10 protein-coding genes are annotated in these 15,395 nt (G+C 60.1%); 6 read left to right on the top strand and 4 right to left on the bottom strand.

The window, feature by feature from the left end; all coding sequences use genetic code 11:
- Nucleotides 1-76 precede the first annotated feature (76 nt).
- Nucleotides 77-1,129: a YCF48-related protein gene (locus HX790_RS00050; RefSeq protein ID WP_256349300.1), complete on the top strand. Its 1,053-nt coding sequence runs from the start codon at nucleotides 77-79 to the stop codon at nucleotides 1,127-1,129.
- A 15-nt stretch (nucleotides 1,130-1,144) separates the two neighbouring features.
- Nucleotides 1,145-3,520, top strand: coding sequence for an RND family transporter (locus HX790_RS00045; RefSeq protein WP_138449794.1), 2,376 nt, complete (start codon nucleotides 1,145-1,147; stop codon nucleotides 3,518-3,520).
- A gap of 102 nt (nucleotides 3,521-3,622) precedes the next feature.
- Here HX790_RS00045 and HX790_RS00040 read toward each other — a convergent pair whose 3' ends face one another.
- Nucleotides 3,623-6,589: a dermonecrotic toxin domain-containing protein gene (locus HX790_RS00040; RefSeq protein ID WP_176991077.1), complete on the bottom strand. Its 2,967-nt coding sequence runs from the start codon at nucleotides 6,587-6,589 to the stop codon at nucleotides 3,623-3,625.
- 186 nt (nucleotides 6,590-6,775) lie between these two features.
- Between HX790_RS00040 and HX790_RS00035 the strand changes: the two genes are divergently transcribed.
- The 3 genes from HX790_RS00035 to HX790_RS00025 all read left to right on the top strand — a co-directional run bounded on the left by HX790_RS00035 (nucleotide 6,776) and on the right by HX790_RS00025 (nucleotide 8,570).
- On the top strand, nucleotides 6,776-7,072 hold the full coding sequence (locus HX790_RS00035) for a DUF5629 family protein (protein ID WP_176991138.1): 297 nt from the start codon (nucleotides 6,776-6,778) through the stop codon (nucleotides 7,070-7,072).
- Nucleotides 7,059-8,234, top strand: a complete 1,176-nt coding sequence (locus HX790_RS00030) for a lactonase family protein (protein WP_138449799.1) — start codon at nucleotides 7,059-7,061, stop codon at nucleotides 8,232-8,234. Before HX790_RS00035 ends, HX790_RS00030 begins: the two co-directional genes overlap by 14 nt.
- A gap of 156 nt (nucleotides 8,235-8,390) precedes the next feature.
- On the top strand, nucleotides 8,391-8,570 hold the full coding sequence (locus tag HX790_RS00025) for a hypothetical protein (protein WP_017138150.1): 180 nt from the start codon (nucleotides 8,391-8,393) through the stop codon (nucleotides 8,568-8,570).
- 126 nt (nucleotides 8,571-8,696) lie between these two features.
- Here HX790_RS00025 and HX790_RS00020 read toward each other — a convergent pair whose 3' ends face one another.
- The 3 genes from HX790_RS00020 to HX790_RS00010 are packed head-to-tail and all read right to left on the bottom strand — an operon-like array spanning nucleotide 8,697 to nucleotide 14,163.
- Complete coding sequence (locus tag HX790_RS00020) at nucleotides 8,697-9,290, bottom strand: glutathione S-transferase (RefSeq protein ID WP_176991076.1); 594 nt, start codon at nucleotides 9,288-9,290, stop codon at nucleotides 8,697-8,699.
- A complete protein-coding gene (locus tag HX790_RS00015; protein ID WP_176991075.1) occupies nucleotides 9,287-12,925 on the bottom strand; it encodes an AAA family ATPase in 3,639 nt (1,212 codons plus the stop codon). Before HX790_RS00015 ends, HX790_RS00020 begins: the two co-directional genes overlap by 4 nt.
- Nucleotides 12,922-14,163: an exonuclease SbcCD subunit D C-terminal domain-containing protein gene (locus tag HX790_RS00010; protein ID WP_138449805.1), complete on the bottom strand. Its 1,242-nt coding sequence runs from the start codon at nucleotides 14,161-14,163 to the stop codon at nucleotides 12,922-12,924. Before HX790_RS00010 ends, HX790_RS00015 begins: the two co-directional genes overlap by 4 nt.
- Nucleotides 14,164-14,434: 271 nt before the next feature.
- On the opposite strand from HX790_RS00010, the gene HX790_RS00005 reads away from it, so the two are divergent.
- Nucleotides 14,435-15,355: a hypothetical protein gene (locus HX790_RS00005; RefSeq protein WP_176991074.1), complete on the top strand. Its 921-nt coding sequence runs from the start codon at nucleotides 14,435-14,437 to the stop codon at nucleotides 15,353-15,355.
- Nucleotides 15,356-15,395 lie beyond the last annotated feature (40 nt).

Here is a 15,395-nt window from a genome sequence, read left to right as displayed (position 1 = left end):
CAGGCGCTCTAGATTGCAGGTTTCAGAGCCCGGGAAGGCGAGACCACCTAACAATAATAAATGGGGAGAAAGGTCTATGAGTGAGCCTGTCATGGGTTGGGCTGTTTGCCGCCCGCGCGCCGCACGCAGGGTTGCGATGCTGGCCACAGCGCTCTCGCTGCTTGGGGCGTTGTCGACACCCGCGCTGGCAGCCGGCGACACCAGCAGCGCACAGCCGGTATTTGCAATTGAGTCTCCCAAGGCCGCCAAAGGCCTGATGATCGATGTCGTGCATGCCGGCAAGCGCCTGGTGGCGGTCGGCGATCGCGGGCACATCCTTTATTCCGATGACCAGGGCAACACCTGGACCCAAGCCAAAGTGCCGACCCGGCAACTGCTCACGGCGGTGTATTTCGTCGACGACAAATACGGTTGGGCGGTGGGCCATGACGCGCAGATCCTGGCCAGCACCGACGGTGGCGCCACCTGGGCTCAGCAATACCAGGACCTCAAGCGCGAAGCGCCATTGCTCGACGTGTGGTTCAAGGATGCCGAGCATGGCCTGGCCGTGGGCGCCTACGGTGCGCTGATCGAAACCACCGACGGCGGCAAAACCTGGGACGACGTGAGTGATCGCCTCGACAACGAAGACCAGTTCCACCTCAATGCCATCGCCGCTATCAAGGGTGCCGGGCTGTTTATCGTCGGCGAGCAGGGCAGCATGTTCCGCTCCAGCGACGACGGCCAGACCTGGGAAAAACTCGAAGGCCCCTATGAGGGCTCGCTGTTCGGAGTGATCGGCACCGCCCAGCCGCAGACCCTGTTGGCGTATGGCCTGCGCGGCAATCTCTACCGCTCCACCGATTTTGGCAGCACGTGGGAGCCAGTGGCGTTGAATGCGGCGCGTGGTGCCCTGGAGTTTGGCTTGTCGGGGGCGACGTTGCTCGATGACGGCGCCATCGTGGTGGTCGGCAACGGCGGCAGCGTGGTGATCAGCCACGACGACGGCCAGACCTTCAGCGTATTCAACCGCCCGGACCGCATTTCGCTCTCCTCGGTCACGGCGGCGGGCAATGGCAACTTGATTCTGGCGGGGCAGGGCGGCGTTCGTGTTGCCAAGCCAACCGGCGCTGAACTCGAAAAACAATAAGAAGGCGGGGAAAGAATGAGCAGTCATCACAACGATAAAGCGACCTTTCTTGAGCGCCTGATCTTCAACAACCGCCCGGCAGTGATCGTTATCTGCCTGCTGGTGAGTATTTTCCTGTTCTGGCAGGCGACCTTGATCCGCCCGTCCACCAGCTTTGAAAAGATGATCCCCCTCAAGCACCCCTTCATCGAAAAGATGATGGAGCACCGTAACGACCTGGCGAACCTGGGCAACACCGTGCGCATCTCGGTGGAGGCCAAGGATGGCGACATCTTCTCGAAGGAGTACATGGAGACGCTGAGGCAGATCAACGACGAGGTGTTCTACATCTCCGGCGTTGACCGCTCGGGCCTCAAGTCGCTGTGGAGCCCCAGCGTGCGCTGGACCGAAGTCACCGAAGAGGGTTTTGCCGGCGGTGAAGTAATCCCGCAAAGCTACAACGGCTCGCCGCAAAGCCTCGACCAACTGCGCAACAACGTGCTCAAGTCCGGCCAGGTCGGGCGTCTGGTGGCCAACGATTTCAAGTCGAGTATCGTCGATATTCCTTTGCTGGAGTCCTACCCGGACCCGCAGGACCAAGGCAAGTTGCTGGCCCTGGACTACCGCAAGTTTTCCCATGAACTCGAAGACAAGATCCGCGACAAATTCGAAGCGCAAAACCCCAACGTCAAGATCCATATCGTCGGTTTCGCCAAGAAGGTCGGTGACCTGATCGACGGCCTGGTAATGGTGGTGATGTTCTTCGGCATCGCGTTTGTGATCACCTTGATCCTGTTGCTGTGGTTCACCAACTGCCTGCGCAGTACTGTCGCGGTGTTGAGTACCACGCTGGTGGCGGTTATCTGGCAATTGGGGCTGATGCACTTTTTCGGCTTCGGCCTGGATCCCTATTCGATGCTGGTGCCGTTCCTGATCTTTGCCATCGGTATTTCCCATGGCGTGCAGAAGATCAACGGCATCGCCCTGCAATCCAGCGAGGCAGATAACGCCCTGACCGCGGCACGGCGCACGTTCCGGCAACTGTTCCTGCCCGGCATGATTGCGATCCTCGCCGACGCCGTGGGCTTTATCACGCTGCTGATCATCGACATCGGCGTGATCCGTGAACTGGCCATCGGCGCGTCCATCGGCGTGGCGGTGATCGTATTCACCAACCTGATCCTGCTGCCGGTGGCGATCTCCTATGTCGGCATCAGCAAGCGCGCCATCGCCAAGAGCAAGAAGGACGCGCACCGCGAACACCCGTTCTGGCGCCTGCTGTCCAAGTTCGCCAGCGCGAAAGTTGCGCCAGTCTCGATCCTGCTCGCGCTGGTCGCCTTCGGCGGCGGCCTCTGGTACAGCCAGAACCTCAAGATCGGCGACCTCGACCAGGGCGCGCCGGAACTGCGCCCGGACTCGCGCTACAACAAAGACAACAACTTCATCATCAGTAACTACTCCACCAGCTCCGATGTGCTGGTGGTGATGGTCAAGACCAAGGCCGAAGGCTGCTCGCGTTATGAAGCCATGGCGCCCATCGACCAGTTGATGTGGAAGATGCAGAACACCGAGGGCGTCCAGTCGGCGATCTCGCTGGTGACCGTGTCCAAGCAGATGATCAAGGGCATGAACGAGGGCAACCTCAAATGGGAAACCCTGTCGCGTAACCCCGACGTACTGAACAACTCCATTGCCCGCGCCGACGGCCTGTACAACAACAATTGCTCACTGGCGCCGGTGCTGGTGTTCCTCAACGACCACAAGGCCGAAACCCTCGACCGCGCCGTGCATGCGGTGCAGGACTTCGCCAGGGAAAACAACAAGGACGGCCTGGAATTTATCCTCGCCGCCGGTAACGCCGGGATCGAAGCTGCCACTAACGAGGTGATCAAGGAGTCGGAGCTGACCATCCTGATTCTGGTGTACCTGTGCGTGGCCACCATGTGCATGATCACCTTCCGCTCCTGGGCGGCGACCCTGTGCATCGTGTTGCCGCTGGTGCTGACCTCAGTGCTGGGCAATGCCCTGATGGCGTTCATGGGCATCGGGGTCAAGGTCGCAACCTTGCCGGTGGTGGCGCTGGGCGTGGGGATTGGCGTGGACTACGGCATTTACATCTACAGCCGCCTGGAAAGCTTCCTGCGCGCCGGCCTGCCGTTGCAAGAGGCCTACTACCAGACGCTCAAGTCCACCGGTAAAGCCGTGCTGTTCACCGGCCTGTGCCTGGCCATCGGTGTGTGCACCTGGATCTTCTCGGCTATCAAGTTCCAGGCCGACATGGGCCTGATGCTGACCTTCATGCTGCTCTGGAACATGTTCGGTGCGCTGTGGCTGTTGCCGGCACTGGCGCGGTTCCTGATCAAACCCGAGAGGCTGGCGGGGCAGAAGGGCAATTCATTGTTTGCGCACTGAGCATGCTTGACCACAGGCAATTTGGAAACAAACGCCCGACCTGACCCGTCGGGCGTTTTACTGTGTGCCTACCGATGGCGAAGCCGTGCCTTGTTTTGCACGCTACAGGCCTGCCACGGCTGGCGGGATTTGGGCTCTGCGGGTGCGTTCGGTGGCCAGGCGCTTGAGCACGCTACCGCCTTTTACGCGTAGGCTCATATCGAACGACCAATTGCCTTGCTCGTCGACTTTTACGCGAGGTCCGCGGGTGCCTGAACTGGCACGAACGATCGCCACACGCTCGTCGTCGAGCATGATGACCTTGAAAAGAATCCCATAGACGTTCAAGTGCCAGGCGTTGTCGATCCGGTAGAGCCCTCGGTACGGGCCGTCAGACGAAGCTTCAGGCAGCGCTTCAAAACAGGCAAAGCCGAAAAAGCTGGTGACGTTCGCCCAATGCCCGTACGGCATTCTGTTTTGGAAAAAGGTGTATCCAAATTCCAGTGCTGAATCGAGCTTTTTGTTGGCTCCGTAGTAGTAGCCAATGACGTTTTCCGTCAGTACCACGTTGCTGGAGAGCTGCCGTCCCTCTTGGGATTGACGCGGCGCGGGCGGGCGTAACGCCTGGTCTTTGAGCGTGGCGTCCACAGGCTCGGTGGTCGAGGCAACCGGCATGCTTTCAGCGAGCAGGATAGCCAGGTTGAGTGTCATGTCGGCTATGGCCACTTCGCGTGTGATGGGGTCATTGCTATTGAGTGCAGGCAGATCAGGCGTTAATTGATTCACCAGTGTGCCTAGCCAGGCGGTCAGCAAAACCGGTGCTCGCTGTTGCGGCTGCAGTAACGCATCAAACGGGCCGCCGCCCATTTCCAGCAATGCTGCCCAGCGTTTTGTTTTATTCAGCGGCGCGCCATCACCTCCCACATTGGTCAGCGCCTCTACGATGTAGAAGTAGAGGAAGGACTGGGCGCTGGAGAAGTTCATGCTTGTCAGCGATTTGTCGACCTCGCGTTGATCGGCCAGTTCTGCCGTGGGTAGGGGTGAATCGGGTACAGACTCGGCATTCAGGCCAACATCCAGGGGATGGGGTGCCAGGAGGCCACCGTTGTCATAGACAGCCCGGGCTTCATCGGACATCCAGGCCAGCACACTGTCGTGCAGTTCTCCTGGCTGCGAGATAGCATTCAGCAGCGCGTCGCGTGTGGCGAACTCACATAAGGCGTGTGCATAAAAGGGGCGGTAAAGCAGATGGGGGCCTTTGCTCTTGTCCTGCGCTTCGATGATGAACATAGCGCTGACGACGTCAGGTTCCGCTTGCGCTGCGCGCAACAGTGCCAACGGTTGAATGATCACCGATGGGGTGTCGACGAAGCCTTTGCTGCCAATGGAGGCTTCGTTGGCGTTGTGCTGCAGCAGCGTGGCAACGTATCCGGCGGCCAGTGCGCTGACACTGCTCGGTTGTTTCAGATGCAACTCCAGCGCCTGCAACGGTAGTTGATAACATAGCTGGGCGACGAGCTGGCGCTTGCGCGCGAAAGACTCTGGCGTGTGATTCAATAACTGTGTTTCGAGGTAGTCGGAATAAGCCTTGCCGATGTCGAGTCTCTCAATTAGCCCGCCGTTGCGGGTGATGAAGTCCGCCGTCAACCATCCAGGCAGGGGCAGGCCGTCACGGTGCGCCAGGGTAAAGGTGCCAGCAGGGCGGCCTTTCAGGCAGGTGATCACCAGGTCTGTCAGGCTCATCGACTCAGTGGAAATGCCCTGTGCGGTGTCTTCAGCGTCAGCAGCAGGGGTCACCGTGACAAGCACTTTGTCGGGCGCATAGGTCTCGGGTAGCGCAGCCTCTTCGTCGCTCGCGGGCAGGCTTTGCTGCTCGGCGTCGAGCGCCTTTGACAAGGCTGCGGTGGTGAAGGCGTTGATGTCCGTAATGCCGCTGAGAAAGGTATGGCCCCTGCTGAGCCGCTTACTGTTCGCCAACCCCAAACTGTAGCGGGAGTAGTTTTTTTTGGGGATGTGCGAGGCGTTTTGGAGCCAGTCTGGCAGTTGCGGGCTCAGCACGTTCTGAAACTGTGCCTGGACTTGGGTCGTGTTGGCAAAGCAGGGCGTCGGGTCACTGAGCTCATGGTAAAGCGCTTGCAGCTTAGCCTTCCCGAAGGAGCAGGGCAGTTTCACGGCTTCAATGTTGAGTAATTGTTGATTCAGGATCAGTTCGGCTTGATGCCCGAACGCATCGCCATAAACCTCGTAACGTTTGCAGCTCAGCGAATCGACGCTGTATTGAGCGGTGAGGGCGCTGCCCCAATGCTGGTTAAAGGCATCCATTGAGCTAAATGTTTCGATTTTTCCACCCGGATGGCATAACAGAACGACCGTATGCGTATTGACGGTACGCTCCAGCAACAGCTCGGGGGCGAATAAAACCGAGTTGCCGCTGGCGCTGTTCAGGTAGGTTTCCAGTTCGTAGACAAGGGTGTTGCTGTCGTTATTTTGCTGACGCGGATAACTGTCAGGGAAGTCAATGACCTGTTGTACCGTCTCGCGCTCAATATCGCTCAAGCCTGGCTGGGTCAGCACTGAAATCTGCAGCGCTTGCACCAAGCTCTCACTGAGTAAACTCCAACGGCTGGGTAGCTCGCCGGCCGGGTTCCAATAGGCCGTCAAGGCATCTTGCAGGCCGATCGGCAGCGACCAGGCCAGTTCGCCAATCAGTGCCTCGACCTGCATCATGTCCAGCGCGTCACCGGCGGGGGTGGTGATGGGCGTGGGTGCCTGCTCAGTGAGGAAAAAGGCGTGCGAGCCTACCGCGCTAAAGTCCAAGGCGGCCCCATCGGCCAGATAGTCCAGCGCTTTTGTCGTGAGTCGCTCGAAGGTATAGCGCCCATCGGCCTGGGGCGTCGCCAGTTGGGTGCGGGAAAGGTCCAGCGCCATCCCCGGGTATTTTTGCGTAAGGGTTGTCGCCAACATTTGCTCAACGACGGCTTCAAGCCTGGGGCGGTCTGCGAACTGCGCGCTGACGGTAGCGCCCATGCTTGGGCATTGCGCGAGCATCACATCGCTGGCAGGCGGCTCGTTGATGGACGGTGGTAGCATTTTTTGAGGTCTCCACGATTGGTTAATCGAACATCACAGGTGTCATGGCGAGTTAACGTCGATCTCGTGGTAAAGGAGCGGTATCTGGGTACTGCATGATGCGCGTTGGTGTGTTTGAGGCAGGGTTTTAGGCTGATGCAGTAATTTGCCCTATCATGAGCGCTTTCCCCTTGATGATTGATGTCTATGACTGCCGACACCGCTACCTTGCTGCATGCTTTTGAAGACTGCCAGATGGTTGAAATCGATGGGCTGCACACCTTTGATTTCAGCCTGGATGACCAGAAACTGTTGATCATTTGCATGGACGGTCGCGCCGAAAAGCGCTGGAGCTTCAGCCTGGAGCAAGTCAAAGCAGCAGTGTTTGATCCCACCTTGCAAAGCTGGACCCTTACCGGTGACTCGGGCGAGCATCGCCTGGTCTGCATGAACGGCGTCACCGGCAACAATAACGACGAGGACGAAGCGGATGATGATGCGTAAATTCTGGCCCCTGTTGATGGCGGGCAGTGTCGGTGCGATGTCAGTGCAAGCCGCGCCGGCCGACACCTATGAACTGTTGGTCGGCAGCTACACCGCCGGCACCAGCGAAGGTATTTACCGCCTGCAATTTGACAGCCGCACCGGCCAATTCAGCGGCAAACCCGTGCTGGCGGCCAAAGCGGCCAACCCCTCGTGGCTGACGATTTCCAAAGACCGCAAGCACCTGTTTGTGGTCAACGAGAACGGCCCAGGGCAAAAAGATCCGGTCGGCCGCATCAGCAGCTACAGCATCGACCCGCAGAATCATCAGCTCAGCCTGATCAACCAGGTGCAGAGCCTGGGCAACGAACCGACCCATTCCAGCCTGGCCGCTGATGGCCGTTACCTGTTCGTCGCCAACTATTCGGTGCTGGAAGACCCGGGCGGCAGCCTGGCCGTGCTGCCGGTTGACGCCAACGGCAAGCTGTCGGCGCCGGTGCAGTTGAGCGGGCACCCGGCCAGCCGCGTGAACCCGGAGCGTCAGGCCTCCAACCACGTCCACTCGGTAGTGTCGTCGCCGGATGGCAAGTATGTGTTTGTACAGGACCTTGGCGCCGACAAGGTGTTTGCCTACCACTACGATCCCAAGGCCAACCACGAACTGCCCTTGACCCCGGCCGACCCCGCCTTTGTGCAATTGCCACCGGGCAGCGGCCCGCGTCACCTGTTGTTCAGCGCCGATGGCAAGCATGCCTGGCTGACCACTGAAATGAGCGCTCAGGTGGCTGTGTTCGATTACAACGACGGCAAGCTCAGCCAGACCCAGTTGGTCGATTTTGCCGCCGGGCAGCCGGTTTCCGACAAGGCCGGTGCGGCCGTACACGCCTCAAGCGACGGCAAATTCCTGTACGTGAGCAACCGTGGCACGGCCAACCAGGTGCTGGTGTTCAGCATCGACCCGGCCACCGCGCACCTCAAGGAACTGCAGCGCCGTTCGGTAGAAGGTGACCACCCGCGCGAGTTCAGCCTGGACCCGAGCGGCAAGTTTTTGCTGATCGCCAACCAGAAAAGCAATGAAATCGTGGTGGTCGAACGCGACCCCAAGACCGGCCTGCTGGGTAAAACCGTGCAGAAACAGTCGATCGATGCGCCCAGCGACCTCAAGTTCCTGGTGCGTCAATAAGCCACAGGCCCCGCAGTGCGGGGCCTGACCCTTTGTATTAATTCTATTAATAGCGGCTACTGTTTCAAAGCATTTCTAAGGTTTAACCCTCGGGCGTAAGTTTGGTTCCAAGGCCTTCCCTGGCCACCTAACCAAACGAACACAAGGGTTACCGCCATGAACTTGAACCTCTTCTCCATCATCGCTGCTTCCGCTGTTTCCGCCACCGTGGCATTGCCTGCTGCCGCCAGCGTGGAAGTCACCGGCAAAAAATCCACCACCACCGCCTACACCCAGAAATACCTGCAACAAAGCGCCAACTTCTATGCCGCACTGGATCACAAAGCCCAGCACTGAGCTTGAGCCAAGCGACGGTCAAATGTGGGAGCTGGCTTGCCTGCGATGAAATCGATGCGGTGGATCAGTTACACCGAGTCGTCGGCATCGCAGGCAAGCCAGCTCCCACATTTGATTGTGTGGACCTCAGGGTTTTGCCATGACCGCCACAAACAGCGGCGATTCCAGAAAGCGCTGTAGCCAGGTCTGTAACCGGTGATACGGGGTACAAGCAAACCACTCGCGGTCGACATGCGCAAACTGGCGCACAAACGGCGCCAGTGCCATATCGGCCAGGCTCAAATGCTCGGCCAGCAAGTAATCATTCCTCGCCAGCAACGCATCCAGCTTCTGCAAAAACACCTCGCCCTCGGCCCGATAATGTTCCATCGGCTGCTCGGGGTAGCGCTCGGCGTACTTGTATCGATTCAAATGATGTTTGAACACCTGGTCGTTCTCAGCGATCAGTTCCTGAACCCTCGGGTCGCCCTGTAGCAACCAATCATCAGGATCGTGCTGCGCCAGCGCCCAATGCATGATTTCCAGGCTTTCCTCGATCACCTGGCCGCCCACGCAAAGCACCGGCACCGTGCCCTTGGGCGACAGTGCCAGCATCTCGGCCGGCTTGGCCTTGAGGCTCACTTCGATGATCTGCACGGGCAGGCCCGAATAGCGCACGGCCAGGCGCGCCCGCATCGCGTACGGGCAGCGCCGAAACGAATACAGCAGCGCCTCGCTCACTTGACCTCCAGCGTGCTCAAACCATTGCCCTGGCGCTTGACCTGGATCTGCACCGGGATGCGCTCATGCATTTCCTGTACGTGGGAGATCACTGCCACCTTGCGGCCCTGGGCTTGCAAGCCGTCCAGCGCGTCCATCGCCAATTGCAGCGATTCGGGGTCCAGGCTGCCAAAACCTTCGTCGATAAACAGCGACTCGATCTTCAAGGTGCTGGACGCCATTGACGCCAGCCCCAACGCCAACGCCAGCGACACCAGGAACGTCTCGCCACCCGACAGCGAATGCACCGAGCGCAATTCGTCGCCCATCTCTGTGTCCATCACCAACAGCCCCAACATGCTGCCGCCGCGCTTGAGGCGATAGCGGCGCACCAGTTGGCGCAACTGCGCGTTGGCGTGGTGTACCAGCAAGTCGAGGTTGTAGGCCTGGGCGATCTTGCGGAACGTGTCGCCGGTGGCCGAGCCGATCAGCGCATTCAGGCGTGCCCAGCGCTGCCACTCGTCATAAGCCTTGGCGATATGCTCGCCCAGGACATGGTTGGCGTCCTGGCGACGTTGGTCTTCGGACTGACGCGCACGCAATTCGGCGCAGCGGCTGTCGCCCTCGGCCAATTGCTGATTAAGCGCGGCGAGACTGCTGTCCAGCTGTTCGGCGTCCAGGTTGCCATTGTGCAAGGCCTGGTGTTCGGCCAGGCGCTGTTCGCGCTCCTGCAACAACACCTTGGCTTGCTCGACGGCTTTTTCGCTGTGCTGCAACTGCTGGCGCAAGGCGCTGACTTGGCTGTCATCAAAGGCCAGCAAACGCGTAAGACCGTCGTTATCCAGTTGCGGGTGCAGCGCGCGCCATTCGCCCAGGCGCGCATCGAGGGTCTGCTGCTCGGCGGTCAGCGCCTGTACGCGTTCCTGCTGGGCCTTGAGGTCGGCAGCCAATTGGATCAGGGCATCGCGCAGCTCTTGCAGCTGTTGGTTGGCGTCTGTCTCGCTTCGGCGAGCTTGCGCCACGGCCTCATCCAGCCGGTGTTGCCACTGTTGGGCACTGGTGTGCTCGCCGAGCAAGGCGGTGAGTATTGCCTGGGCGGCCTGTTGCTGGGTGGTCAGCTCGGTGACTTGCTGTTGCAAGGCTTCCACCTGCTGCTGGCGATGCTGCTGATGGGTCTGCTCTTTTTCGATGGCCTGCTGGCGTTCTTGCTGTTCAGCCAACTCATCACGCTGATGGCCCAGCTGTTCCAGGCGCTGGCTGACGTGCTGGTCCAGCTGCATAAAGGTCGCTGCCGGTTCACGGCGCAAACCGTCGAGGGTGTCGGCCGGTAGCAGGCCGGCGAAGGCCTGCAGTTCTTCGTCCAGGCGCTCACGGTCATTGGACAGTTCGCGTTGCTGGTCCACCAGCAGCTGGCGGGCTTGCTGGCTGGCATCCTGGGCCGCTTGCAGTTGTTGCTGCAAGCGCCCGGCATTTTGTTGCAGGTTGAGCAGGGCGCCTTGGCGTTGCTCATCCTGGGCGATGCTTTGCGTGAGTTGCGCCAACTGCTGGGCCAGCCAGGCGCTGCGCTGGGTGGCGTCCTGATTAAACAGCGAGGCCGACAATGGATGTGCTTGCAAGCTGGGGGCCAGGCCCTGTTGTTGTGTCGCCAACAGCTCTTGCTGTTGCAGGAACTCCTTTTGCTGGGCGATCAAGCCGCCCACTTCGCCACGCAGCTCGGTGAGTTTTTCCTTCAGCGTATCGACGGCCTTCTGCGCCGTGGCTTCTTCGGTTTCATCATGGCGGCCAAGGCTTTGCAGCAAGGCTTCGGGCTGATGGTACGGATGCTCATGGCTGCCGCACACAGGGCACGGCTGGTCGTCCTGCAACTGCTCGCGCAACTCTTCGACACTGGCACTGCGCGCCAACCGCTGGCGTTCCAGCAGTTGCTTGGTCACCGACAGGGTTTGCTCGGCCACCGTGAGTTCGGCCTTGGTTTGCAGGCCGGTCTGGTTCAACTGTTCGCGCTGTTGCTGGGCGTCTGCGAGTTTTTGCGTCAGCGCGGCGCTCTGTATATCCAGCTGCTGCTGGCTGTCCCACAAGCGCGTAAGGTCTTCGAAGGCGCGTTGCTGCTTGCGATTGTCCTGCAGCAGGCTTGCGAGCAATTGGACCTGCTCGGCGACGGCGTGCGGTTCGGCGCCGGCTTCCTGGTACAGCAGGTCCAACGCCTCGCGCTGCTGGGTGAATTTTTCGGCAGCGGTGGCGGCTTTGTGTTCAAGCTGCGGCAGTTCGGCCTGGCCCTTGTTCAGGCGGTTGCCGATCAGCATCAGCTGTTGCAGGCGGTCGCGATAGGCGGTCCAAGCGTCGCTCAGCGGTGCAAAGGCAGCGCTGCGCTCAAGCTCAGCGGCCAGGCGTTGCAGGCGCCCGGCAACTAGGGCCTGTTTCTCCAGCAAGCCATTGAGCAACGACTGCCCTTCGGCGCAGGCGGTTTCCTGTTGTTGCTTGTCGTCACTGCGTTTGGCCAGGTCTTTGCTCAGATGGGCGAGGGTGCTCTGCTGTTCGAACGCCTGGCGCAGCAAGGGCACGGCGTCGGCCTGGTGTTTCAAGGCGTCAGCCAAGGCGACCTGGGCGGCGGCCTGCTGTTGTTGCGCCTGCTCCTGGCGTGCTTGCAGCGCGGTTTGCTGCTCGATGTGCTGTTGAATCTGCGCCGCCAGCGGGGTGAGCAGGGTGTCGAGTTCAGCCAGCCGCGCGAACTGATGGCGTTGTGGCGCTAACTGCTCCAGGCGGCTCAGGTCCTGACGCTGTTGGCCTTGGCTGTCCCAGAGCTGTTGGGCTTGCTGCAATTGTTCGGTGGCACTGAGCTGGCGCTCCTGCCACTCACGTAGCTCCTTGAGCCAGGTGTGTTGCAGCTCCAACTGCTTGAGTTGCGCCTGCTGGGTCTTGAGGTGCTGCTGCGCCTCGGCCAACTGCTGGTCAAGTTCGGCGCGGGCCTCAGGCGCCAGTGGCACCAGGCCGGTGGCCTGGTCTTGCAGCTGTTTATGCGCGTCCCTGGCATCCTTGGCCTTGTCGAAAGCGCGGCGGCCGAGCTGGGTATACAGCGCGGTGTCGGTGAGCTTTTCCAGCAGTTCGCTGCGCTCATTGTCGTTGGCCTTGAGGAACGCGCTGAACTCACTTTGCGCCAGCAATACGGCACGGGTGAACTGCTCGAAATTCAAGCCCAGGGCCAGTTCCAGCTGGGTCTTGTATTCGGTTTTCTGGCTGGCCAGCAGTTGGTCGCTGTCCAGGTCGATCAGGCTTTGGCGACTGTTCTGCAACTTGCCACTGGCCTTGTCGCGGGCGCGGTTGGCTTCCCAGCGGGCGCGGTAACGGCGGCCGTTGACGCCGACAAAATCCACCTCGGCATACCCGCCGCCGGTGCCGCGGCGAATCAGAGTGCGTGGGTCGCCGATGGAGATATCGCTGTCGGCATCCGGCATCTTCGCCTGGCCGGTATCGCCCAAACGTGGCACGGCGCCAAACAGTGCCAGGCACAAGGCATCGAGCAGGGTACTTTTACCCGCGCCGGTTGGGCCGGTAATCGCGAACAACCCGGCGCTGGCCAGGGGCTCGGCAGTAAAGTCGATCTCGAACGGGCCAGCCAGGGAGGCGAGGTTTTTCAGGCGGATGGCGAGGATCTTCATGGCTGTTCGCCCTCCTGTTGCACTTCCTGAAGCAGCACGGCGAAATCCTTCATGGTCTGTTCATCCACCTCACTGCCGTAGTTGTCGTGCCAGGCGCGGCTGAACAGTTCCTGGGGCGTGAGCTGGTCAAGTTCGACCAGACCGGCTTCGTCCGTGTCGTCGCTGCCGCGTTTGCCTGCGTATTCGGCGGCGATGCGCACCAGGCGCACGGCCTTGCCTTGCAGGGCAGTCTCGATTTGCTGGCGCAGGTCCGGTTGTGGCTCGTCAAGGCGCACGCGTACTTCCAGCCACGGGTGGCGCTGGGTTTCGGCGAGCAGGTCGATGTCGGGCAGGTCGGCGAGCTGTGCGAGGATATCCGCCAGCGGCGCAGCGTCCAGGCGTTGCAGGTTGACCGAGCGTGGGATCAGGCGTGGCTCGACGCCCACCAGGCGTTGGCCCTGGAAGGTCACATCGAGAATCTGGTGCTTGTAGCCGATTTCGGAAAACGACAGGGGAATGGGCGAGCCGCTGTAGCGAATGCGCTCTTCGCCGTTGACCTGCTGCGGCTTGTGCAAATGGCCCAGCGCCACATAACTCACACTGGCATCGAACAGGCTGGCAGGCAGTGCTTCGGCATTACCAATGATCAGGCTGCGTTCGGAGTCTTCCGACACCGAACCACCGGCCATGTGCGCATGGCTGATGGCAATCAGCGCCTGGCCTTTCTTGCGTTTGGCATTGGCGGCGGCGATCAGCCATTCATGCACCTGGCCAATGCCCCGCAGATAGTCGTCGCCCAAGTGCGCACCCGTGACTTCCGCCGGGCGCAAAAACGGCAGCGCCAGGCACCAGGCGGCGATCTTGCCTTTGGCGTCGGGCAGCGGGATCAGCAGGCGCTCGGCGTCCAATTGGCCGTCGTCCAGCCACAGCACGCGGCCCAATGCATGGGTGCGCAAACGGCGCATCAACGGCGCGGGCAGCTCGATCCGCGAGCCGGAATCGTGGTTGCCGGCGATCATCACAATGGTCAGCTTGGGGTTTTGTTCGTGGGCGCTGATGATGAAGTCGTACAGGCGCTCCTGTGCCTTGAGCGGCGGGTTGACCGTGTCGAAGATATCGCCGGCGATCAGCAGCGCATCCGGCTGCTCGGCTTTTAATTGGCCCAGCAGCCAGTCGAGAAAACAGGCGTGTTCGAAGTCGCGTTCCTGGCCGTGCAGGTTTTGGCCAAGGTGCCAGTCGGAGGTGTGGAACAGACGCAAGGCGAACTCCGTTAAATACAAGAGGTGAATGGCCGCCGTGAACAGAGAAGGGCGGTGAAAAAGAAGGGAGTTTACCTGTAAAAACCGCTGGTATGCGGGCTTGTCGGGGGGAGACCGGGGAATCTACGCAACACCACAGTGGAAACATTTGCCGACGAATGCAGCCCCATTCGGTGATCCCTGTAAGGGAACCAGAGTTCTGACCTGCGTTAATTAAGAATGACCTCCCGAATTCTGCGAGGCATCTTTTTCCTTTTGGAGTCACTACACAATGTCTCTGGGTAATATTGATCAGCACGAACATGAACGACGGGGCTTTAGCGCAGGGGAACTCTTTCCAATCTATGTGCCAACGCCTGTGCGCGGCCCCATCGACCCGCTGCGCGGCGAGAAAAATCAGCATGTTGTCCCGAGGGAAAATCTCCAGCGCCCCCAGGGCGATACTCGATCCGCTGAGCAAATCATTAATGACAACCCCATACTCAAATGGCTGGACAGCCAACGAGGAATACGTCGTGACTGGGTCGGTAAAGTGAACGGCAAAATAGTGGTGAGACAACCCGTGCGTGAAAATAATATTTACTTTGAAATGGCCTATAGGCAATTGGGCGATTGGACCTCCAGTAACCCTTACCCCCAGTCTAGAGCGGATGCGGCCTACAACGCGGCCAGAGTACTTAACTGGATTGATGCGTCTCTGAGTGCGGCAGGCAAAACTCGCGGTGAGGATGCAAACAACGGTGTACTCGAAGGGTTCACCGGCAGCGGCTATGCGGTGGCCGAAACACCGGCAAGCATGTGGCAAGCCTTCACCCAGGAGGGGTATGGCGCTCTCAGCGATAAGCAATGGCTGGCTTCCCGCGAAGACGCGCCGCATAAGGTCGGCCCACAGCCGTTCTGGAGCAACGAATACTTATTGCGGCACATCGCCTATCACTTGCGCGAGTTTGCCGCCGGTAAAAACGACCGTTTTGTGAATATTCATGAGTTGAAAGAAGCCGCCGGCATGGTGCCCAGCACCCGGACTTTTTCGGCACAGGCACAAGAGAGCGCTTTGGAACTTCTGGCCCGCCCGGAGTTGCTGCTGGCGCTGGATATCGGGATTGGCGACGATGGGCCAGGTAAGCAGGACGGCCGGTTCGATATTGAAAACATCGCCTATATCTACAAGCGCAGTCGCGCAAAGACCTGACGTTCACGCGTAGACGCTGACCAGTGGGAGCAGGCAAGCC

It is taken from the genome of Pseudomonas sp. IPO3747, from assembly GCF_013385245.1.
Taxonomy (GTDB): domain Bacteria; phylum Pseudomonadota; class Gammaproteobacteria; order Pseudomonadales; family Pseudomonadaceae; genus Aquipseudomonas; species Aquipseudomonas edaphica.
This window is presented reverse-complemented; position numbering and strand designations above follow the sequence as displayed.

Coding starts and splice junctions, on each gene's coding strand:
- HX790_RS00050 (WP_256349300.1), top strand. CDS start 77: ATGAGTGAGCCTGTCATGGGTTGGGCTGTTTGCCGCCCGCGCGCCGCA.
- HX790_RS00045 (WP_138449794.1), top strand. CDS start 1,145: ATGAGCAGTCATCACAACGATAAAGCGACCTTTCTTGAGCGCCTGATC.
- HX790_RS00040 (WP_176991077.1), bottom strand. CDS start 6,589: ATGCTACCACCGTCCATCAACGAGCCGCCTGCCAGCGATGTGATGCTC.
- HX790_RS00035 (WP_176991138.1), top strand. CDS start 6,776: ATGACTGCCGACACCGCTACCTTGCTGCATGCTTTTGAAGACTGCCAG.
- HX790_RS00030 (WP_138449799.1), top strand. CDS start 7,059: ATGATGATGCGTAAATTCTGGCCCCTGTTGATGGCGGGCAGTGTCGGT.
- HX790_RS00025 (WP_017138150.1), top strand. CDS start 8,391: ATGAACTTGAACCTCTTCTCCATCATCGCTGCTTCCGCTGTTTCCGCC.
- HX790_RS00015 (WP_176991075.1), bottom strand. CDS start 12,925: ATGAAGATCCTCGCCATCCGCCTGAAAAACCTCGCCTCCCTGGCTGGC.
- HX790_RS00005 (WP_176991074.1), top strand. CDS start 14,435: ATGTCTCTGGGTAATATTGATCAGCACGAACATGAACGACGGGGCTTT.